We start from the raw sequence: 20875 nt of genomic DNA on the forward strand, positions 1-20875 counted from the left end.
GAAAGAACGGAGATCTACGGGATAAACCGTGATTTCGAAAGTCTGGCAATTTAAGGAGTCCGGCCTTGGACAGATACGACCGCATGCTGCTCAGCGCCCTGTTGGAAAACGGTCGGGCGTCCTACGCCGAACTGGCGCGCAAAGTGAACCTCTCGCCGCCGGCGGTGGCCGAGCGTGTGGCCAAGCTTGAGGCGGCCGGAGTGATCACTGGGTATCAGGCGAACATCGACCTGTCGAAAATCGGCCTGCCGATCCAGTGCATGATCGAATTGCGCCTGCACCAGAACGGCAGTCAGAAGGTCTACGACGAACTGGTGAAAATCCCGCAACTGACCGAGTGCTTTCGAGTGACCGGCGATCCGTGCGTGATGATGAAGGGCGCGGTGGGTTCGATGACGGAGCTGGAGGAGTTGATCAACCGGGTGGCGAAGTTCGGCTTCAGCAAGACTTCGATTGTGTTGTCGAGCGCGATCGAGAAGCGCGTGCCACTCGGCCACATCGACAGCAACGGTAAATAGCTCGGGCCAACTCCTGCAAGGATTTTGTGTTGGGCTCTGCCTCAGCGGTAGCGTTGCAAGTGTTCGCTGACTTTGGCAGCCGGGACTTTCTGCAGTTTGCACAGCAGGTCGTGGTTCAACTCACGCACGCCATGCTTGTGCCGCAGTTCTTCAGCCAGATGCGCCATCAGGTTCGCCGCCATCTCGGCATCCGCCATCGCCCTGTGCGCCTGACCGGTGTGCGGCAGGCGGGCGAAGGTGGTCAGGGTGCCGAGTTTGTGATTTGGCGCTGCCGGCATCAGGCGCCGGGCCAGCAACAGCGAGCAGGCAAAGTTCTGCAGACGGGTACGTTTGATCCGCCCCAGTTCGAAGTCCCAGAACTTCTGGTCGAACGAGGCGTTGTGTGCGACCAGCGGCGTGCAGCCGACGAACTCGTTGACCTCTTCCATGACCCTTTCCGCCGAGGGCGCGCTGCGCAGCATGGCGTTGCTGATGCCGGTCAGTTGTTCGATGAAGGCCGGGACGCGCACGCCGGCGTTCATCAGGCTCTGGTAACGCTCGACGATGCGCCCGTTTTCCAGCATGACCACGGCGATTTCCGTGGCGCGACAGCTGCTGTTCGGCGACAGGCCGGTGGTTTCAAAGTCGATGACTGCAATGCGTTCCAAACCGGGTTGTACTCCATTCAAATCAATTCTTCAGTAGCGGCTCAGTTCTTCAACAACAGCGCGCCTTCGATCGGCACATAACGGCTGGCGGCGCGGATCAGCGAATTGGCCGTCAGGCCGGGCACACCATAGGCGACCGCTTGCACGCCGTGCTTGCTGATGATGCGTTCGAGCAGCATGTCGAAATCGCCATCACCCGAGGCCAGGACGATTTCGTCGACGTGGTCGGCGGCATCCATGATGTCGAGGGTGATGCCCACGTCCCAGTCGCCCTTGGCCGAGCCGTCGCTGCGCTGGATGTAGGGCTTGAGCTTCACGGTGAAACCGAGGTTGCGCAGGATCTGCTGGAACTGCTGCTGCTTGCTGTCGCCACGGTCGATCGCGTAGGCGTAGGCTTCGACGATCTGCCCGTCCTTGCTGATGTCCGCCCACAATGCGGCGTAGTTGAAGTGGCAACCATAGGCCTGACGCACGGTGTAGTAGAGGTTCTGCACGTCGGCGAACACTGCGATTTTTTTCACCGGGATTCCTGTGGGCGCATAGCGCACGAAGCGGGATCAGGCGCCGGGCCCGAAAAAGGCGCTCAGTATGCCAGCCAAGAGGAATGTTCAGCGAATAATCACCCACAGGCGCCATGGTGCTACTGACGAGCGGTGAATGTGGCGAGGGGATTCATCCCCGTTGGACTGCACAGCAGGCCCAAGAAACCGGGGCCGCTACGCTGCCCAACGGGGATAAATCACCTCGCCACAGTTCGATGTCAACCTGCAAGGTTTGGGTCAGACGAACGAATCATCGTCATCGAAGAACGACGAGTTGTCGTCGCTGTAGTCGGTGTCGGTGAACCCGCCCTGGTCATTGCCCGAGAAGCCGTTATCGGCCACACGCTGGTCATCATTCCAGCCATTGTTGCTATGGTCAGCCACTTGCGCCGGCTCTTCCTTGATCACTTCAACGATTTCTTCGGGCTGCTGGTTGTGATGGAACAGGCTGCTGATGCCCTGCGCCAGCATCACACCGCCGGCCACGCCGGCAGCGGTTTTCAGGGCGCCACCGAGAAAGCTGCTGCCCGCTGCTGCCGGGGCGGCTGGCTGTGCGTAATTAGGCGGTGGCGCGGCATAGTTCTGTTGTGGCGGTGCTGCACCAAAATTCTGCTGCGGTGCCGGCTCACGCCAGCCGCCCGTCGAGGCCGGAGCACTTGGGGTCGGTGCCGGACGCGGGCTGCCGCCGAAGATGCTGGACAGGAACCCGCCGCCACCGCTTGGCGCGGGGGCCGCGCTTTGCGTCTTGGCCGCTTGCAGCTCAGCCTGCAATTGCTGGACTTGTTGGGTCAGTTGCTTGTTCTGCTCGTCGAGGCTCTTGAGCGCCGCCTCTTGCACCAGAATCGCCTGGGTCATGAAATAACCTGCCGCCGGCTGGCGGGTCAGGTGTTCCTTGATCCGCGCCTCGGCCTGGGCGTCGCGCGGGGCTGCCTCCGTTTCGGCTTGTTGCAGCCGGGAAAACAGTCCATCGATCAGGGTTTGCTCTTCGCTGTTCATGGCGACCTCGTAGATTGCCGGGGATAACGTTGCCCTCGCCCACTGTGGGCGAAGTGCTCTCCCGTAATGGAGACAGTGACAGGATGTTTCAATGACCTTTACCGAATGTTTACGTTTGTGTCGCACCCGCCATCATCGGTTAAAGTGAGCCACTGTTTTTGACCTGCGATACCGACTGATGAATGCCTTCGAAGTACTGCGCGACTCCCTGTATTTTTTCAAACGTCATTTGGGCAGCATCGTGCAGTTGTGCCTGCCGCTGGTGATTTTCGAAGCGGTTCTGCAACAGGTCGTCGATCACGCCACCGGCCCGGACAATTTCTCGGCGATCAACGTCATTGTCGGTCTGTTGGTCTATCCGCTGTACACCGCCGCCCTGATTCTGTTTCTCGATGCACGCAGCCGTGGCGAGGCGCCGCGCAACCGGGATCTGCTGGCGATGGCCGCGACCCTCTGGCCGCGCTTCGCCGTGCTGACCGCGTTGAACACGCTGCTGATTCTGTTGGGCCTGTCGCTGTATTTCCTGCCGGGCCTGATCCTGATGGTCATGCTCGCGTTCGGTGAATACCTGCTGGTCCTGCGCGGCCTGGGGCCGTTGCAGGCCATGAAGGAAAGCCTGCGCCTGACCCGTGGGCACTTCTGGCGAATCCTGCTGTGCATCCTGTGCGTGATGACGCCACTGTGGCTGCTCAAGGGCGCGACGCTGGCGGTGTATCCCGAGCCGCAGAACCCGCTGATCGCCGTGTTGATCGACAGCGCTCACAGCTTCCTGCAACTGTTCACCAGCGTGGTGCTGTTTCGCCTGTTCATGCTGATCAGTGAATTGCCTGACAAACGTGACGGGGCGGTCTGACCGCTCTGCGCTTGGGCTTCGAGGCTGCCGTCAGGTATGCTCGGGGCCACTTTCTGTAACGCTATAAGCCGAGCCATGACCCGTCTGCTGCGCTACACCCTGTTCTTTGTGTTGCTCGCCCTCGCGCTGGCCGCCGCACTGATGTTCAGCCTGACCTGGCGCCCCGACGCCCGGGAAACCCTGCCGGTCAACTGCACCACCAGCGCGCCGACGCTAGTGCCCGGCCAGGCCCTGAAAGTCATGACGTGGAACGTTCAGTACCTGGCGGGCAAGCGCTACGTGTTCTGGAATGATCTGGCCCAGGGCGACGATGATGCGCCGACCCTGGAAGACATGGCGTTCAGCCTCGATGAAGTGGCGCGGGTGATCCGCGATGAGCAGCCCGATGTGGTGCTGCTGCAGGAACTGGATGACGGCGCCAAGGCCAGCGATTATCAGGATCAGCTCAAGCTGTTGCAGGAGCGGGTTGCCGACCTGTATCCATGCAGCACCAGCGCCTTCGACTGGAAGGCCGATTTCGTGCCTGACCGGCACATTTTCGGCAGCGTCGGCCGACAACTGGCAACCCTGAGCCGCTACCGCATCGAACACGCCGAACGCCTGCAATTGCCGGTCGCCGAGGCCAACTTCATCAGCCGCCAGTTCCAGCCCAAAGACGCGCTGCTCGTCACCCGACTGCCCCTGAGCGATGGCGGACAACTGACCGTGTTCAATACCCATCTGGAACGTGCCAGCCAACCGGATGACACCTTGCAGACCCAGGTGACGGCCGTGGCCAGGGTGCTCGACAAGTATGAAAGCCAGGGCCTGGCGTGGCTGATCGGCGGCGACTTCAACCTGTTGCCCCTCGGCCAATACCGGCGCTTGCCGGCGGAGCAGCGCACGCCCTACTCCGCCGACAGCGAACTGCACCTGCTGTGGGACAAATACCCGATGATCCCGACCAACAACGAGGCCAGCGGCATCGACCGCGCGCAATGGCTGACCCACTATCCCAACGACCCGGGCCTGAATGGCCCGGACCGCACGGTCGACTACCTGTTTTACAGCCCGAAAATCAAACGGGTCGAAGCGAGGGTGCGCCAGGACGATACGTTGCGCATCTCTGATCATCTGCCGGTGATTGCGCGCTTCCTGCTGCCTGCCACGCCCTAGTGGCGACCAACGCGCCCTCTGCTTCAGCTCACGCATTCACGACACGGAACGCCCATGAAAATCTTACTGGTGTGCAAGGACATCGGCGGTTACGCCGGCAAACTGGCCGACTACCTGATGACCGAGCACGACGTGTGCTTCATCGACACCTCGTCGCTGTCCAACCGCTTTGACCGGGCGCCAAAGATCCTGCGCCGCCCGCTCAAGCGCTGGGCCCAGTTGCGCCAGTTCAAAAAGGTCCTCGGCAAGGCTGCGCGCTTTGACGTTGCGCTGATCATCAACCCGGCGCAAATCGATCCGCAGCAATTGGTCGCAGGCCTGAATGTGGCCGACCGCAAGATCGCCTACCTCTACGACAGTTTCAGCCGCTGGCCAATGACCCGCGAAGCACTGGCCGGTTATGACGAGGTATTTTCGTTCGATCCGGGGAATGCCGAGAGTTACGGCCTGAAAAAGCACTACAACTTCATTTACGAGGACTACGTCGCGGACGGTGCGCCCGGCGACTATTCGGCGTTCGTGGTGATGGCCGGCAAGGATCGAGTGCCGGCCCTGGAAGGGCTGGCGCGGGAGTTCGATCGACTCGGCGTCACCGATTACAAGTTTCTGGTGCAGTGCAAACCGATCCCCGGTGCGCACCCGGGCATCACCTTTTTCGAGCAACGTATGTCGCTGGAATCCGTGGGGGAGCTGGTAAAGCGCTCGCGGATCATTCTGGACATCGCCAAACCCGGCCAGGCCGGCTTGAGCTTCCGTTTCTTCGAAGCCATGGCCTCGCGCAAAAAAGTCATCACCACCAACCACAGCGTGGTCGATTACGACTTCTACAATCCGGCCAACATCCTGGTGATCGACGAGGCCAACCCGGTGATTCCCGAGCGTTTCATCACCGATCCGTATGTCGATGTGCCCGAGACCATCTACCAGAAATACACATTGCAGGGCTGGGTCAAAACGGTTTTCGCATTCGCGTAATCGCCCCCCCCTGTGGGAGCTAGCTGCTCCCACAGGGACGGGATGCCTCGCGTTTCAGTGGACCTCTTCCAGATCGTCATGCAACAGCCCGAAGATCTGCCGCTTCATGTCGATGAACGAGCGCTCCATGACCATGTCCAGCGAACGCGGGCGTTCGATCGGCACGTCGAGGATCTGTTTGATCCGCCCCGGTTTGGCCCCCATCACGTACACCCGGTCGCCGAGCAGAATCGCCTCGTCGATGTCATGCGTGACGAACAGCACGGTCTTCTTGCTGTTGCCCCAGACCCGCAGCAACAGTTGCTGCATCTGCAGACGGGTTTGGCTGTCGAGGGCGCCGAACGGCTCGTCCATCAGCAGGATCTGCGGATCGTTGGCCAGCGCCCGGGCGATCGCCACCCGCTGCATCATGCCGCCCGACAGCTGCTTGGCGTAGTTGTCGGCGAACCCGCTCAGGCCGACCTCGTTGACGTAGTAATCGACAATCTCCTTGCGCCGCGCCGCCGGCACACCACGCCGCTTGAGGCCGAACTCGACGTTCTGGCGCACCGTCAGCCACGGAAACAGCGTGTAGCTCTGGAACACCATGCCGCGATCTGCGCCGGGGCCCTGCACTTGCTGACCGCCGACGTAGATCTCACCGGACGTCGGCTCGGCCAGACCGGCGGTCAGGTACAACAGACTCGACTTGCCACACCCCGACGGCCCGACCAGCACGGCGAACTGCTGATCCGGCACCTCGAACGACACTGCCTCAAGCGCAGTGAACGTGCCGCCACCAGGCTTGCTGTAGCGCAGGCTGACTTTGTCCACCTGCAAGCGCGGCGCCGCTTGCGCCGGACTCGCGACCGGTTCGATAAAACGATGATTGGCAGCAGTCACTGAGCCCATGCGGCAACCCTCAAGCGGAGAAAACGGAACAGTTGATCGGTGACCAGCCCCAGCAGGCCGATGATCGCGATGGCGAGGAAAATCACGTCGACCTGAAAACCGCGCATGGCCTTCAGACTCAGATAGCCCAACCCACTGGAAGCGGCGACCAGTTCAGCCACCACCAGGTAAGTCCAGGCCCAGCCCATGGTCACGCGCAAGGTATCAAGCACGCCGGGCACCGATGCCGGCGCGATGACGTGCAGCACCGCGTCGCGGCGATTGGAACCGAGGGTGTACGAAGCGTTGATCAGGTCCTTGGAAATGCCTTTGGACACGTCCGCGATCATCACCAGTTGCTGAAAGAACACACCGAAGATGATCACCGACACCCGCTGCTCCAGACCGATGCCGATCCACAGGATGAACAGCGGCACGAACGAAGTCACCGGCAGGTAACGAATGAAGTTGACCATCGGTTCGAGGAACGCCTGGACGATGCGGAAGCTGCCCATCAGCAACCCCAGCGGCACCGCCACCAGCGACGACAGAATGAAGCCGACCATCACCACTTCGACACTGGCCCACACGTGGGTGCCGAGGGTGCCGTCACGGCTCAGGCGCACAGCCGCTTCCACCACTGCCCCCGGCGTCGGCAAGAACATGCCCGGGACGATACCGCCGTAGGACAATCCGGCCCACAGACCGATCAACAACACCCAGGCCAGCCCGCTGGCGCTCCACACCACCGGCACCGGCAAACCGGTCTTCGGCGTGAGACAGCGGCTCAGCCACGAATTGCGCTTGAACATTGCAGACCTCCTAGAGCGGGCTGACAAAACGGTTGTCGACCAGATCGTCGTTGCTGACGTTGTAAGGTTTACCCTGCAATTCGCTGGCGGTTTCGTTGGCCAGTTTGATCAGCGCTGCGCTGTCGCCCGGCTTGCCCGGTGCGCCGAGCAATTTATCGCTCATCGCCTGATCGTAGAAACGTACGCCTTGGGCAGCGGCGGCCAGTTCCTTGGGATCGGACAGATAACCACCGACACCTTTGGCCATGATCCTGTAAGCGTCTTCGGGATGATCTTTGGTGTATTGCACCGCCTTGTACAAACCCGCCACCAGCGCCTTGACGTCTTGCGGCTGTTTCTCGATGACGCTGCAGTTCAGCGCCACCACGTCGACGATCACGCCGGGGGTACTGCTGCTGTCGATCAGCACTTTGCCCTGCTGTTTGTCGCGGACCATCGACAGGTGTGGTTCCCAGGTTACGGCGGCGGGCACGCGCCCGGCGATGAACGCGGTGGCGGCATCGTCCGCAGTCATGTTCTGCACGGTGATGTCGCTCATTTTCATACCGTTCTTTTTCAGCAGGTAAGAGAGCCAGAACTGCGAGGTCGAGCCTTCGTTGACGGCCACGGCCTGGCCCTTGAGTTCCTGCAGGGATTTGACGTCCTTGCCGACCAGCACGCCATCGCCACCGTGGCTGTCATCCAGCGCCGCAACGGCCTTGAAGCAGAACTGCGGGCGGTACTTGAGCACCTCGTCAATGGTCGAGGCGGAGCCGGACAACTGCCCGGATGCCTGGGCGGCCATGTACATCGAGGCTTCTTCGACCACTGGCAACTCGACGGTCAGACCGTTCTCCTTGAAGTAGCCCAGATCCCGCGCCAGGTAGAGCGTGCCGTAGCCGACCCACGTGGTGTGGCCAATGGACAAGGTGCCGGCGTGGGCGCTGGTCGCGACCGTGGCGGCCAGGGCGGTGATCGCCAGAGGATGAGTGAGACGGATACACAAGGACTTGATCATGGAGCACTCCCGACGCTGTTGATTTAGTTTTGTCATGGGCAGTACGGCCAGCGCCAAAGATGCCAATGCACGCTGCGGTCTCTGCTGGACTCTGGCGTGAAGGCCTGGGCTGACGAGAGGGATGGTGGCCCATGTGCGCGGTGAGGAAAATCAGGAAATTGTTGGCAGCAAATGATGAAAAAACTGGGTAGTGCGCACCGCTGAAGGGCGACGTTGGCGGGGATGCACGGGGTGGGTGCAAAGCAGAAATTTTCGCTGAATGTACCTAAGTCATCGCGAGCAGGCCCACTCCTACAGGGGCGTCTATTGTAGGAGTGGGCCTGCTCGCGACAGGGGCCACGCGGTTTCAGCGCAACTGAAACCAGGTGGTCTTGAGCTGGGTGTATTTGTCGAACGAGTGCAGCGACAGGTCGCGACCAAAGCCCGATTGCTTGCCGCCGCCAAACGGCACGGTCACGTCCAGTGCATCGACGGTATTGACTGACACCGTGCCCGCTCGCAGTCGTCGGGCCACGCGGTGCGCGCGATGCAGATCATCCGTCCACAGCGACGCCGCCAGCCCGTAGACACTGTCATTGGCCAGACGCACCGCTTCGTCTTCATCGTCGAACGGCACCACCGCCAGCACCGGGCCGAACACCTCTTCACGAAACAGCGGCATGTCGGCGCTGACGCCGGTAAAAATCGTCGGTTCGATGAAGTTGTCCGAGCCGTTGAAACGCCGTTGCTGACCGCCACAGACCAAGGTCGCCCCCGACTGGGTGGCACCGTGAATGGCGCGCTGGATGCTCGTCGTCTGCCGGTGATCGACGATGGCTCCGGCACGGCTTTGCGGGTCAAGTGGATCCCCCGGCAGCCAGCGCTCGGCCTGGGCTTTCAGGCGCTCGACAAACTCATCGTGAATAGCGCGTTCAACCAACAGACGCGAGTTGGCCGAACACACTTCGCCCTGATTGAAAAAGATCCCGAACGCGGCTTTCTCCGCTGCCAGCTCCAGATCGCGGCAATCGGCGAACACCAGGTTGGCACTCTTGCCGCCGCACTCCAGCCAGACCTGTTTGAGGTTGGACTGCGCCGAATACTGCATGAAATATTTGCCGACCTGCGTCGAGCCGGTGAACACCAGACAATCGACATCCGGGTGCAGGCCCAACGCCTTGCCGGTCTGTTCACCCAGCCCCGGCAACACGTTGAGCACACCTGCCGGCAGTCCGGCCTCCAGTGCCAGTTCGGCCAGACGCAACGCCGAAAACGGTGATTGCTCCGCCGGCTTGAGAATCACCGAATTGCCCGCCGCCAGCGCCGGCGCGAGTTTCCACGCGGCCATGTCCAGCGGAAAATTCCACGGCACCACCGCGGCGACCACCCCCAGTGCTTCACGGGTAATGGTCGCCAGCACGCTGGACGCGGCGGGGGCAATCTGATCGTAGAGTTTGTCGATGCTTTCGGCGTACCAGCGAAACACCCCGGCAGCGCCCGGCACGTCGATGGTGTAGGCATCCATCACCGGTTTGCCCATGTTCAGCGAATCGAGCAGGGCCAGTTCTTCGCGGTGGTTCATCAGCAGATCGGCCAGTTTCAGAAGCACCTGTTTGCGCTCCGCCGGTGGGCGTTGTGACCAGGTACCGGCCTCGAACACCTGTCGTGCATTGCGCACCGCCGCATCGACGTCCGCCTCGCCACAGGCCGCGACATTGGCCAGCAACTGCCCGGTAGCGGGATTCATCGCGGCGAAGGTCTGCCCCGATTGTGCGGCGCAGTGTTGGCCGTCGATCACGGCTTGATCGGGAAACTTCAATGCAACGGCGCGGCGCTGCCACTCTGCAAGCTCGAACACGTTCGGATGCTCCCTGGGCTTTAATTGTGCATTGATGGTCGCTCAGGGCGGTGCGGGCTAAAACCAGTAAAAATATCTTCGCAGGCAATAAAAACACTGGGCAATGACTTGCCCCAAACGCGGGCCAGATGGCTATGGTTGAAAGATAAATACATCGTCGCGCAGCGGACGTGGCGGCGCACAAATTGCTTGGAAGTCGAGTCCGCTCGTCCAGAGGTTTGCCGTGGCCGCCTACAATTTGCGTCAGCTCAAATACTTCATCACCACCGTCGAATGCGGCAGTGTTGCCGAGGCGTCGCGCAAGCTGTACATCGCCCAACCGGCCATTTCCACCGCGATCAAGGCACTGGAAGACAGCTTCGCCGTGCAACTGCTGATCCGCCATCACGCCCAGGGCGTGTCCCTGACGCCCAGCGGCGCACGCTTTCTGCGCAAGGCGCAGGAACTGCTGCGCATGGCCAAAGAGTTCGAACAGAACGCCCTGGCCGACAACGACATCGTCGCCGGGCAGATCGACATCGGCTGCTTCGAAACCGTCGCCCCGCTGTACCTGCCGCAATTGATCGCCGGGTTTTGCGCGCTGTATCCGGGGGTGAAAATCCGCATCCGCGACGGTGAACAACAGGAACTGGTGCAAGGCCTGACATCGGGTGCGTTCGATCTGGTCATCTTGTACGAACACGAACTCGACGCGACCATTCAGACCGAACCCTTGATGCCGGCGCAGCGCCCTTATGCACTGCTGCCGGCCGATCACCGCTTCGCCGAATACAAGCAAGTGTCGCTGCGGGATTTGTGTCTGGAGCCGATGATCCTGCTCGATGTGCAGCCGAGCCGGACCTACTTCGTCAGCCTGTTCGAAGAACTCGGCCTGACCCCGCGCATCGAGTTCAGCTCACCGTCGATCGAAATGGTCCGCGGCATGGTCGGCCAGGGGTTCGGCTTCTCGGTACTCGTGACGAAGCCGCACTCGGAGTGCACCTATGACGGCAAGAAAGTGGTGTGCGTCGACATTGTCGAAGATGTCACCGGTTCAGGCCTGGTAGCGGCGTGGCTCAAACGTGGGCAACTGACCAAACCGGCGCAGTTGTTCGCCGATTATTGCCGCGAACAACTGACACGCAAGGCTGGCGCCTGACCCGCACGGGCCATGGCGAACATTCAACTGCGGCGCTTGACCACACGCCGATGGCAATCGGCCGGGCCCAATACCTTGCCCGCCCTCGATCGCACCTCAATGATCTCGATCTGCTCGGCGTGCTCGTTGTCCAGCAGTATCGAATAGCTCTCGCCCTTGCTGAACAGGAAGCGCTCGCCCCACTGACGCATGCTGATCACGATCGGAAACACAGAACGCCCCATCTCGGTCAGCACATACTCCTTGTAGGCGGTGCCGTCGGATGCAGGCTGCACCTCGAAGACACCGAGCTCGACCAACCGTTTGAGTTTCACCGTGAGGACGTTTTTCGCCAGGCCCAGGCGCTTTTGAAATTCGCTGAAACGACGGACGTCATCGAAGGCGTCACGGATGATCATCAAAACCCAACGATCACCGATAGCTTCAAGCGTTCGGGCCACAGGGCATTCGCTTTGTGCCAGTAGCTGCTGCCTAGCCATGAGTCTCCAGTGTTGATTAATAAAGTGCGTCAGAACTGTTCTAACGTCAGAAGAAAATATTTTGAAAAACTAGTTGTAGATTAAAACCAGTTTTGATAAAAATCAACGCATCGGTTTTGTTTGAAAACCAGTTATTCCCAAGGATGGAATGATGATGCTGAACCCTCGAAAGCCTTCGATTATGGACGTCGAAGCCGAAAAATCAGCCGGTGGCGGCACTGTTCAGTCCGCTCAGGAGCATGCAACCACACCTGGCCTAAGTCGTTACCAGACATTTCTCTTTGCAATTACCTGCGCCATGGCCGTGGCAAACGTCTACTTCGCGCAACCACTGCTGGAGTCGATGGCAGCCAGTCTGTCGGTATCGCCCGGCACCATCGGTGTGGTGGTCACGGCCACTCAGGCCGGTTACGCAGTCGGTCTGTTGTTCATCGTCCCCTTGGGCGATCTGCTCAATCGCAAGGGACTGATCCTCACGCAGATGCTGCTGTCGGCCGCGGCATTGTGTGCCGTCGGACTGGCACAGGAATGGGGCATGCTGCTCGGCGCGATGGTGCTGGTCGGACTGATGGCGGTGGTCGTGCAAGTGGTGGTTGCCTACGCGGCGACACTGGCCAGTCCCGAACAACGCGGCGAAGCCATTGGCACAGTGACCAGTGGTGTCGTGCTGGGCATTTTGCTGGCGCGCTTCGTCTCTGGCGCGGTGGCCGATCTGGCGGGCTGGCGCGGGGTTTACTTTGTCTCGGCAGCCTTGATGATCAGCATGGCGCTGGTGCTCTATCGCACCATGCCGGCGTCGACCAAGCCACCGGCCAAAGGCAGTTATCTGCAGTTGCTGCGCTCGGTCTTGCAGTTGTATCTGACCGAACCGACGCTGCGCGTCAGGGGGACCTTCGCCCTGCTGATATTCGCTGCATTCAGCGTATTGTGGACTGCGATGGTCCTGCCGCTAAGTGCACCGCCACTGTCACTTTCCCACACTCAGATTGGCTTGTTCGGTCTGGCAGGGGTTGCAGGTGCACTGGCCGCTGCAAGGGCCGGCCGGTTGGCCGACCAGGGTTTGGGCAATCGCACCACAGGCATTGCGCTGGTGCTGTTGACCGTGTCCTGGTTACCCACCGCGTTTGTTGAAAGCTCATTGCTGGCCATGATCATCGGCGTGGTCTTGCTGGACTTTGCAGTGCAGGCCGTGCACGTGACCAACCAGAGCCTGATTTTCGCCGCCCGGCCGGATGCGCAAAGCCGCCTGGTCGGCGCCTACATGACCTTCTACTCCGTGGGCAGCGGTCTCGGTGCCATTGCGGCAACTTACACTTACGCCCACTTTGGCTGGGTCGCTGTTTGCCTGTTGGGCGCAGCGTTCAGTGGTACAGCGTTGTTGTACTGGTTATATCTGCAAATGACTTCTCGCTAACTTCTTGAGTATTTAGAACTGCTTTCCATGGCCTGCCGGGCTTTGGCGTGAAACTGTGTGCCTGCCACACGAACTTAAACAATTAAATGAGGCATGTATGGAAGGGTTTCACACACTAACCGTTACTTCTACTACAGCGAATAAAATTGAGTTCGAGTTACCAACCAACGCCCCGTTCACGGATATCGAATATGAACGTGACGGCAAGAACATCATCCCGCTGGGCTGTCGTATCGGGGCGTGCGGTGCTTGTTTGATCAGGATTACATCAGGTTTCGAGGCGGTAAGTCCTCGCGATGACGATGAAGAGGCTTTTATCGAGGTGTTGGGTTACAGCGGTGAAGAATACCGGCTGGCCTGTCAGTGCCTGTTAAAAGGAAAAGTAGCCATTGAAATAATTGGCTAAGCGTTGGCGTTTAACTGCGGTTTCAATCAAAGCGTTTCAAATAAACTAAAAAGGACTTATTCATGCTTAACCGTGTAAAAAATGTTGGCTATGGTGATACCACTCCGTTCCTCAGCGCTGCCGGCTCGGCTGGCCTGCGTGCAGAGATCGACAAGATCATCGACGGCCAAGTAGAGCAATGGTTCGCCACCGTTCCTGAGGCCGCGCATCTGGAAGGCAAGGACGTTAACAGCGAGTACTACAAGCGCCACCTGATTGAAACCGCATGGCGCATCCGCCTGCTGCGGGTGGCTGAATCCAAGGCGCTGGCGGAAGTGGCCAAGATCAGCCCTGCAGCAGCACAGATCTGGGCTCACTACGAGCAAGAGGAAATGCTGCATGACGAACTGTTCATCGCCGACCTGACCCGCATCGGCGTCAGCCGTGAGGAGTTCCTCGCCACCGAACCGTACCTGGAGACCAAACTGCTGGTCGGTTTCTTTTCCTACCTGCTGGATCATGAAGGGCCGCTTGGCGTCGTCGCTTATTCCTACCTGGTCGAGTACGTCAACGTGAAACTCGAGCCCCGTAAACTTGAAGCGCTCAAATCCTCGGTGGGCGAAACCAACATCGCCGGTCAGGTATCCCACTCGCATACCGACATCAATGATGACCACCCGGGTGAAGTCTGGGCGGCCCTGCGCTTCCTGATCAAGGACGAGCAGGACATCGCAGCACTGAAAAAATACCTCGAGGAGCACCAGACGATTCTCGCGATGTTCTTCAACAAGCTGTACCTCAACACCCTGGCCAAGCCGCAAGACAAGGCTGCTTAAGCCATGGAGCAGGCAATGAATTCAAATCGACCCGGTGTTCTGATCCTGAGCCACTGCGGCTTTTCTTTCCTGGAAGACCTGAAGCAGGAGCTTCATCGACGAAAGCTCCGGTGTTTCGTGCTGTCTTCATTGCCGCTTCCAGAACATATACCGGGACGCCTGGAGCAGATTCATGCCTGGGCGGACCGGCTCTACACCACCGACTCCCACCAGTTGAAGCTGGAGGATGTGCAGACCGCCCTTGAGACTCTGCGCAAGTCTGGTGAACAGGTCAGTTGCTGCATCAGCGTGTGGGAAGGCTATCGCCACCTGATGGCTGCTGCCAACGCTTCGCTTGGCACTTACGACATGGACGCTGGGCAGGCATTAGCCCTGCGCAACAAGCTCAATGTCCGTAACCGACTGGCCGAAAAAGGCCTGTCGCACGCTAATGCCTATGCCCTGACCGAGTCCGTGCTGGAACGGCTCAAGGCGCAGGATCAGCGTTATTTCATCAAACCGGTTCATGGGATCGCCTCCTACGCAGCCTTTCCCATGCGCAAAGACACTACGTGGAATGCCCTTGAGGACCTGCGTCTGGCCTCGGCCGAAGACACGGTATATGCCTCGGCGTTCAACGACGGGCTGACGTTCATGGCCGAGGATTACATCGCCGGTCATGAATTCAGTTTCGAGACATTGCTGGTCGATGGTCAGGCGCATGTCGTGGCCATCCATGAGAAATACGAAGTGACCGAGACCGCCGCGACGGTGCTTGAAGACAGCTGCACCACGCCACCGGCCAGCCTTGATCAGGCGCAGATCGCCGCAGGGCTGCAATGGCTGAAGGATGTATTGGCTTGCATGGCGCTGAAGTGGGGTTGCTACCACGTGGAGGCACGCTTTTCGGGGCAGCACTGGGACCTGATCGAAATCAACCCGCGCGTCGGCGGCAGCCTGATCTCGCACAGCGTCGAAGCAGTAACCCACGGACACAGCATGCTTTCACTGTGGCTCGACCTGCTGCTCGCCAGCCAGGACGACACTGCGCTGCGCGAAGATCTCGTGCGGCATCTGGCGCAATTCGAGTGGCAGGCGGACGGTACCAGCGAACAGTCCGTAGCAACGTTCTTTCGGGTGTACTTCGCCGAGCCGGGAACCCTGAGTTCAGTGACGCTTAACCCATTGCCGCTGGCCCCGGTGGTGCAGCACGTGCTGCTCAAGGCCGGCGATGTGATTCCAGCACACGCCCGTGAAGTGTTCCTCGGGCAATTGTTGTGGACGTTCGAGCGCGCCAACCGCGCAACCGAGCTTGAACGTCTGGCCACTATCAGCGCGACCGCGCTGGATATCCGCTATCAGCCCGACAGCCATTAATAACAACCCGGGCGATCGCCTGAACAAGACTGCTGCCGATGACTACCCCCACGGATGAGGAAGAAACAAACATGCCGTTGCGAGCGCCTGTATTACTGATAGTGGACTACAACCTGAGCCGGATCGGCGATGTGCTGCACCTGCGAGACTACGCGCGCCAACAGTGGGGCGCGCAGACCTGGCTGATCAGAGCCAACCCTCAGGACCATGACCGGACCATCAGCGATCGTGTGTTCGATGCCGATCCGTTGCACCCCGACTTCGTCGATCAGGCACTGAATCTGCTGGGCGACGATGCGGGCCGGATCAGCGCCGGGCTGGTCTTTTCCGACAACGCGGTCGCCAGTGGCGCGGCGCTGCTGGAGCGCCTCGGCTTGCCGGTAGACGATGCCGCACTGGCCCTGGCGGCCTTTGACAAACTGGCGTACCGCACCGCCGAAGATCGCGTCCGTACGCAGTTGAACCAGTTGGGGGTGACACTGCCGGATTTCGTACGGATCGACGGTTTGCACGACGTACGCAATTTTGCAGCGCGTCAGCAAGGCAGCTTCGTGATAAAGCCTGCGTGTGAGGGCAACAATCGCGGTGTGGTGGTGGTTTCAGCGGGTGGCGACTGTGAGCAGGCGTTCACGGAAGTCGCACCTTATCTGGACGGCGGTGTGCTGGCCGAAGCTTTCATCACATTCACCCGCGAGTTCTCTTATGACGGCTTGGGCAAACTGTGGTTTGTCACTGAAAAAGTCAGTGCCAGCGGGCGCTATCCGGTTGAGGTCGCGCAAATTCTGCCGGCGCGCCTCAGTGAACAGGAGCGACTGGCCATTCGCAATGCCGGCGAGCAGGTCAACCGCCTGGTCGGCCAACGCATCGGGCCGTTTCACAACGAGATCAAACTCAGCGACAGCGGCGACCAGACAGCGGTGATTGAGCCAAACCGGCGTCCTGGCGGCATGAAGATCTGGACCCTGGCGCACGCCGTCCATGGGCTTGACCTGTACGCGGCATGGGTTGACTCGGTATTCGCCGGGCCTGTGCCGGAAGAACTGCCTGCCGCCACCTGCAGCGCCGCGACGGTGATGTTCGGTGTGCCGCACGATGTGACTATCGACGTGACCACGCTAGGCGATGTACAGGCGCTGGTCCGCGACACACTGACACGGGCGGCAGAGGAACTGGCGCTGTCCAGGGACGACATCGCCCTGCTCGAAAGCACGTGGATCGCCGGCGAGCCACGGTTGATCCATGCCATCCCCCGAGACAACAGCGACTTCGTCGCCCAGGCCTGTGTTGCGCTGCACGCCCCATCGGTTGATATCCGCGATCTGGTGCGAGTGCTGCGCGAGCAATGGTTGTTGGTTCTGGAGCGCTGCCTGGCGCCCGAGTTGCTGTTGAAAGTTGCGTCCTGATCCCTGCCCTTTTCGCTGCGAGACCGTTTGCATGAAAATTCTCATTCTTCACCGGGTGCCCTACCCGCGCATCGAGTACCACCGTGGCATCAATCATGACCTGCACGATGTCACTTATCTGGGCAAACAAGCGGCGATCGATACGCTGCCGAGCGACCTGCGCTGCCAGCGTGTGATTCGCCCGGGAGAGGCCAGTGCCTGCGAAGAGGCCCTGCAATGGCTGGCGCAGTTTCCACAGTCATTTGACCGGATCATCTCGATGTCCGAGTACGAATTGCTCGACGCGGCACGCTTGCGCGAGGCGCTGAACGTCGAAGGCGCGTCGCTGGCGGCGGTGAATCTGGCGCGCAACAAGCTGGACATGAAGGCCGCCGTTGCAGCGGGAAATCTGCGGGTGCCGCAGTTCATGCCGCTTGATCGCTACCTGGCGCTCAACGGCCAGGTGCCGTGGCAGGGAGCCACCGTGCTCAAGCCGCACAGCGGCGCGTCGAGCATGGACGTCAGTATTCATCAGCAGCCTGCACGCGCATTTGACGAGATCAGTCGCAAGATCAGCGATCTGTCCCTGAACATTGATGAATTTCAGGTTGAAGAATTTATCAGCGGGCCCATCCGCCATTTCGACGGTCTGGTGCAGGACGGGCGAATTCTCACCATGCTCTCGAGCCAATATGTCGGCACCTGCCTGGATTACATGGAGCGCGGCCATCCATTGGGCTCGTGGCACCTGGAAACCACCACGCCGATGCAAATGTGGGTCAGTGCCGTTCTGGATGCGGTGCAGATCCGCAATGGTGCCTTCCATCTCGAGGCCATCATGGAAGGTGACGACCCGGTGTTCCTCGAAGTCGGCAACCGCGTCGGCGGCGCCGATGTAGTCGCGACTTACGAGCTGGCGACCGGTATCCACCTGCCATCGCTGGAGCTGCGCATTCATGTCGAAGGACTGGTGGACAAAGTGCCGCTCAGCGCACAGCAGCCGGATCTGGGTTATGGCTGGTTTGTGTTCCCCGGGCACACCCACCACCAGCGCATTTATCAAGGTCTGGAAGGCGCGGAGGACTTTCGCGCCAGCCCATTGGTTGTGCAATGGAACGAGCTGCAGACCGGTGCGCTGTTACCGGGCCATGTGACCTATTCGGCGTTCGAAGCCCCTCTGGCAGGCATCGTCAAGACCGCAGACCCGCTACAGACCAAGGCCTGGATGCAAACTCTGTTTTCCCGGGTGTACCTCGCAGAAAACCTGACATCGGTCGCATGATCCGGCCCATCCTCATGAAGGCGACTCAACAATGAAACCACTGCACGTAGTATTGGCTGTACTGATAACGGCAATCTGGGGTGTCAACTTCTCGGTGATCAAACTGGGACTGGCCACCGTCGATCCGTTCATTCTCGCGGGCATCCGCTTCAGTCTCTGTGCGTTACCGGCGATCTTTTTCATTCGCAAACCAAATGTGCCATGGCGCTACATCATCGGTTACGGGCTGGTGTTCGGCATCGGCCTGTGGGGCATCGTCAACCTGGGCATCAAGGCCGGGCTCTCGGCGGGCATCGCGTCGCTGGTGCTGCAATTCAGCGCGTTCTTCACGATCCTGCTCGGTGGCTGGGTGTTCAAGGAAGCGCTCACCCGCTTTCAGGTACTGGGCATGTTGATCGCACTGGGCGGATTGCTGTGCATCATCATGATCAGCGATGGCACGGTCAGTCTGCCCGGGGTATTGCTGGTGCTGGTGGGTGCGGCCTCCTGGAGCGTCGCCAATATCATCAACAAGAAGGCCAGCACCAAGGAGGTCTTCGGGTTTCTGGTCTGGTCCAGTGCCTTTGCACCGATCCCGCTGTTCGCACTCGACTACGCGGTGAACGGCAGCGCCGGCTACACCACGTTCGTCAATCAGGTCGATGCAACCGCCGTGTTGTCGATCCTGTTTCAGGTCTACCCGAACACGCTGTTCGCTTACTGGATCTGGAACTCGCTGCTCAAAACCTACCCGGTTTCGACGGTCGCGCCCCTGTCGTTGCTGGTGCCGATTTTCGGCATGCTCGGTTCGGTACTGATCTTTCACGAGAGCGTACCGGCGAGTAAGGTCATGGCAGTGGTGCTGATCGTGCTCGGTCTGGCCGTCGGCCTCTATGGACAGCGAATTTTCAATACTGTGTTTGCGCGTTCTGCGCGCACTTCAATATGAATCGACAGGGAATGGGTATGAGTCTGGGAAGACGTGAGTTCGTGGGGGCCGCCATGGGGGCGACCCTGGTGGGAGGCAGCATGATGGCAGGCGTGGCAGGAGGGGCACAGGCGAGTAACCAGCCTGCTCCGGATAACGTAGTAACAGCACTGAACCCCAATGACTGGGCATCCGTGCGGGCGCAGTTCAATCTGGCGCCGGAATTCGTGCACATTTCCAACTTCTTTCTTGCCTCAAACCCCAGGCCTGTGCGCGAGGCAATGGCGCGCCACCGGCAGGCGTTCGACGAAAACCCGTACACCTATCTCGAAGACAACATGTTCGCCTCACCGCAGGACATGGTCTGGCGCAAGGTCTGCGCTGCGGCTGCCGACTATACCGGCGGACGTGCCGAGGACATCGCCCTGACCACCAGCACCACGCAGGGCCTGTCGATGGTCTACAACGGCCTGAAGCTTGCACCCCACCAGGAAATCCTGACCACCAACCACGAGTGGTACACCCACGACGAGGCGATGCGTCTGGCGGTAGTCAAGTGGGGTGGCAGCATTCGCCGAATCGACCTCTACCAGGGGCCGGACGATGTCAGCGTCGACGCGATCGTCGCGCGCATTGAAAAGGCCATCAAGCCGCACACGCGCATTCTGGCGATGACCTGGGTGCATTCCGGCACCGGCGTACGGTTGCCGGCTCGGGAAATTGGCGAACTGGTGGCGCGGGTCAATCGCGATCGGGCCGAGGCGGACAGAATCATCTACGTGATCGACGGTGTACATGGCTTCGGCTGCTCCGAGGCGCAAGTGGCGAGCCTGGGTTGCGATTTTTTCAGCGCCGGCACGCATAAATGGATACTCGGGCCGCACGGTACCGGCCTGGTCTGGGCGCGTGAAGGTCAATGGGCACACATCACGCCGACCATTCCCACGATCATGGCCGCAGAACCCGCCAACGCTTGGCGCGAGCAACGCGATCCACAGGGGCAGACGCAGGCAGCCTGGGTCAGTCCCGGCGGTTTCCTTGCGTTTGAAAACCAGTGGGCGATGATCGAGGCGTTCAAGTTCATCCAGCAGATCGGGCGCAAGCGCATTGCCGATCGCATCGCGCAACTCAATGGCCAGTTGAAGGAAGGCCTGGCGAAGCTGCCCAACGTGTATTTGCACACACCACGTTCTGCACAGTTCTCCGCAGGTTTTGTCTGCTGCGATGTCAAGGATCGCAGCCCCAAGGAGATCGTCGCCAGGCTCAAGGAACAGAAGATCATTGCCAGTGCCACGCCTTATCGGCATTCGACGGTGCGCTTCTCGGCCGGGATCATCAACTCGCCCGAAGACATCGAAAAAACCCTCAAAGTGATGCGCACTCTGGTCTGACACCCGCTCGAACCGACATCGGTTGCCCGCACTGGCTCAACGCCGGTGCGGGCGCCGACGTTCGCCATTCAATTGAAGAATCGCCGCGTGCCCAAGGGCAAGG

21 protein-coding genes are annotated in these 20875 nt (G+C 60.2%); 13 read left to right on the plus strand and 8 right to left on the minus strand.

The features are described from left to right. Positions 1–65: 65 nt before the first annotated feature. Positions 66–518 (plus strand): Lrp/AsnC family transcriptional regulator, encoded by a 453-nt coding sequence (locus HV782_RS25355; protein WP_123463913.1) that lies wholly within the window; start codon positions 66–68, stop codon positions 516–518. A gap of 41 nt (positions 519–559) precedes the next feature. Here the strand turns inward: HV782_RS25355 and HV782_RS25360 are convergent, their stop codons facing one another. From HV782_RS25360 to HV782_RS25370, 3 genes are all read right to left on the minus strand, one after another. Beyond that, on the minus strand, positions 560–1165 hold the full coding sequence (locus tag HV782_RS25360; RefSeq protein WP_027612872.1) for a 3'-5' exonuclease: 606 nt from the start codon (positions 1163–1165) through the stop codon (positions 560–562). Between the two features lie 41 nt (positions 1166–1206). Beyond that, positions 1207–1686, minus strand: a complete 480-nt coding sequence (locus HV782_RS25365; protein WP_007949802.1) for a LabA-like NYN domain-containing protein — start codon at positions 1684–1686, stop codon at positions 1207–1209. Positions 1687–1944: 258 nt separating this feature from the next. After that, on the minus strand, positions 1945–2703 hold the full coding sequence (locus HV782_RS25370) for a DUF2076 domain-containing protein (protein WP_123463910.1): 759 nt from the start codon (positions 2701–2703) through the stop codon (positions 1945–1947). A gap of 178 nt (positions 2704–2881) precedes the next feature. Here HV782_RS25370 and HV782_RS25375 point away from each other — a divergent pair, with 178 nt between their 5' ends. The 3 genes from HV782_RS25375 to HV782_RS25385 all read left to right on the plus strand — a co-directional run bounded on the left by HV782_RS25375 (position 2882) and on the right by HV782_RS25385 (position 5686). After that, a complete protein-coding gene (locus HV782_RS25375; RefSeq protein ID WP_123463908.1) occupies positions 2882–3556 on the plus strand; it encodes a YciC family protein in 675 nt (224 codons plus the stop codon). A 75-nt stretch (positions 3557–3631) separates the two neighbouring features. Next, a complete protein-coding gene (locus tag HV782_RS25380; RefSeq protein ID WP_186748026.1) occupies positions 3632–4711 on the plus strand; it encodes an endonuclease/exonuclease/phosphatase family protein in 1080 nt (359 codons plus the stop codon). 54 nt (positions 4712–4765) lie between these two features. Next, the gene (locus tag HV782_RS25385; RefSeq protein WP_186748025.1) at positions 4766–5686 is read left to right on the plus strand and encodes a WaaS/CpsH family glycosyltransferase; all 921 of its coding nucleotides are present in this window, start codon (positions 4766–4768) and stop codon (positions 5684–5686) included. Between the two features lie 54 nt (positions 5687–5740). On the opposite strand, the gene HV782_RS25390 is transcribed toward HV782_RS25385, so the two are convergent. The 4 genes from HV782_RS25390 to HV782_RS25405 all read right to left on the minus strand — a co-directional run bounded on the left by HV782_RS25390 (position 5741) and on the right by HV782_RS25405 (position 10202). After that, on the minus strand, positions 5741–6577 hold the full coding sequence (locus tag HV782_RS25390) for an ABC transporter ATP-binding protein (RefSeq protein WP_128615970.1): 837 nt from the start codon (positions 6575–6577) through the stop codon (positions 5741–5743). Beyond that, complete coding sequence (locus HV782_RS25395) at positions 6565–7368, minus strand: ABC transporter permease (protein ID WP_123463901.1); 804 nt, start codon at positions 7366–7368, stop codon at positions 6565–6567. Before HV782_RS25395 ends, HV782_RS25390 begins: the two co-directional genes overlap by 13 nt. Positions 7369–7378: 10 nt before the next feature. Next, positions 7379–8365, minus strand: a complete 987-nt coding sequence (locus tag HV782_RS25400; RefSeq protein ID WP_186748024.1) for an ABC transporter substrate-binding protein — start codon at positions 8363–8365, stop codon at positions 7379–7381. A gap of 346 nt (positions 8366–8711) precedes the next feature. After that, entirely contained in the window at positions 8712–10202 is a 1491-nt protein-coding gene (locus HV782_RS25405) for an aldehyde dehydrogenase (RefSeq protein WP_186748023.1), read from the minus strand. Positions 10203–10425: 223 nt separating this feature from the next. Between HV782_RS25405 and HV782_RS25410 the strand changes: the two genes are divergently transcribed. After that, complete coding sequence (locus tag HV782_RS25410) at positions 10426–11340, plus strand: LysR family transcriptional regulator (protein WP_123463895.1); 915 nt, start codon at positions 10426–10428, stop codon at positions 11338–11340. 23 nt (positions 11341–11363) lie between these two features. On the opposite strand, the gene HV782_RS25415 is transcribed toward HV782_RS25410, so the two are convergent. Beyond that, positions 11364–11819, minus strand: a complete 456-nt coding sequence (locus HV782_RS25415; RefSeq protein WP_123463893.1) for a winged helix-turn-helix transcriptional regulator — start codon at positions 11817–11819, stop codon at positions 11364–11366. A 151-nt stretch (positions 11820–11970) separates the two neighbouring features. On the opposite strand from HV782_RS25415, the gene HV782_RS25420 reads away from it, so the two are divergent. From HV782_RS25420 to HV782_RS25455, 8 genes are all read left to right on the plus strand, one after another. Beyond that, a complete protein-coding gene (locus HV782_RS25420) occupies positions 11971–13233 on the plus strand; it encodes an MFS transporter (RefSeq protein WP_186748022.1) in 1263 nt (420 codons plus the stop codon). 97 nt (positions 13234–13330) lie between these two features. Beyond that, complete coding sequence (locus tag HV782_RS25425; RefSeq protein WP_186748021.1) at positions 13331–13639, plus strand: 2Fe-2S iron-sulfur cluster binding domain-containing protein; 309 nt, start codon at positions 13331–13333, stop codon at positions 13637–13639. Positions 13640–13701: 62 nt separating this feature from the next. Then, positions 13702–14454 (plus strand): hypothetical protein, encoded by a 753-nt coding sequence (locus HV782_RS25430; protein ID WP_123463887.1) that lies wholly within the window; start codon positions 13702–13704, stop codon positions 14452–14454. Between the two features lie 117 nt (positions 14455–14571). Beyond that, positions 14572–15810, plus strand: a complete 1239-nt coding sequence (locus HV782_RS25435) for an ATP-grasp domain-containing protein (RefSeq protein ID WP_225931036.1) — start codon at positions 14572–14574, stop codon at positions 15808–15810. Between the two features lie 71 nt (positions 15811–15881). Then, positions 15882–17213, plus strand: coding sequence for an ATP-grasp domain-containing protein (locus HV782_RS25440; RefSeq protein WP_186748019.1), 1332 nt, complete (start codon positions 15882–15884; stop codon positions 17211–17213). A 31-nt stretch (positions 17214–17244) separates the two neighbouring features. After that, positions 17245–18474 (plus strand): ATP-grasp domain-containing protein, encoded by a 1230-nt coding sequence (locus tag HV782_RS25445; protein WP_186748018.1) that lies wholly within the window; start codon positions 17245–17247, stop codon positions 18472–18474. Between the two features lie 31 nt (positions 18475–18505). After that, complete coding sequence (locus HV782_RS25450) at positions 18506–19402, plus strand: EamA family transporter (protein ID WP_123463880.1); 897 nt, start codon at positions 18506–18508, stop codon at positions 19400–19402. A 17-nt stretch (positions 19403–19419) separates the two neighbouring features. Then, on the plus strand, positions 19420–20772 hold the full coding sequence (locus HV782_RS25455; protein ID WP_225931037.1) for an aminotransferase class V-fold PLP-dependent enzyme: 1353 nt from the start codon (positions 19420–19422) through the stop codon (positions 20770–20772). Positions 20773–20875 lie beyond the last annotated feature (103 nt).

The organism is Pseudomonas monsensis (genome assembly GCF_014268495.2).
GTDB lineage: Bacteria > Pseudomonadota > Gammaproteobacteria > Pseudomonadales > Pseudomonadaceae > Aquipseudomonas > Aquipseudomonas monsensis.

Coding starts and splice junctions, on each gene's coding strand:
- HV782_RS25455 (WP_225931037.1), top strand. CDS start 19,420: ATGAGTCTGGGAAGACGTGAGTTCGTGGGGGCCGCCATGGGGGCGACC.
- HV782_RS25430 (WP_123463887.1), top strand. CDS start 13,702: ATGCTTAACCGTGTAAAAAATGTTGGCTATGGTGATACCACTCCGTTC.
- HV782_RS25420 (WP_186748022.1), top strand. CDS start 11,971: ATGATGCTGAACCCTCGAAAGCCTTCGATTATGGACGTCGAAGCCGAA.
- HV782_RS25425 (WP_186748021.1), top strand. CDS start 13,331: ATGGAAGGGTTTCACACACTAACCGTTACTTCTACTACAGCGAATAAA.
- HV782_RS25445 (WP_186748018.1), top strand. CDS start 17,245: ATGAAAATTCTCATTCTTCACCGGGTGCCCTACCCGCGCATCGAGTAC.
- HV782_RS25375 (WP_123463908.1), top strand. CDS start 2,882: ATGAATGCCTTCGAAGTACTGCGCGACTCCCTGTATTTTTTCAAACGT.
- HV782_RS25370 (WP_123463910.1), bottom strand. CDS start 2,703: ATGAACAGCGAAGAGCAAACCCTGATCGATGGACTGTTTTCCCGGCTG.
- HV782_RS25450 (WP_123463880.1), top strand. CDS start 18,506: ATGAAACCACTGCACGTAGTATTGGCTGTACTGATAACGGCAATCTGG.
- HV782_RS25390 (WP_128615970.1), bottom strand. CDS start 6,577: ATGGGCTCAGTGACTGCTGCCAATCATCGTTTTATCGAACCGGTCGCG.
- HV782_RS25380 (WP_186748026.1), top strand. CDS start 3,632: ATGACCCGTCTGCTGCGCTACACCCTGTTCTTTGTGTTGCTCGCCCTC.
- HV782_RS25415 (WP_123463893.1), bottom strand. CDS start 11,819: ATGGCTAGGCAGCAGCTACTGGCACAAAGCGAATGCCCTGTGGCCCGA.
- HV782_RS25440 (WP_186748019.1), top strand. CDS start 15,882: ATGCCGTTGCGAGCGCCTGTATTACTGATAGTGGACTACAACCTGAGC.
- HV782_RS25385 (WP_186748025.1), top strand. CDS start 4,766: ATGAAAATCTTACTGGTGTGCAAGGACATCGGCGGTTACGCCGGCAAA.
- HV782_RS25400 (WP_186748024.1), bottom strand. CDS start 8,365: ATGATCAAGTCCTTGTGTATCCGTCTCACTCATCCTCTGGCGATCACC.
- HV782_RS25395 (WP_123463901.1), bottom strand. CDS start 7,368: ATGTTCAAGCGCAATTCGTGGCTGAGCCGCTGTCTCACGCCGAAGACC.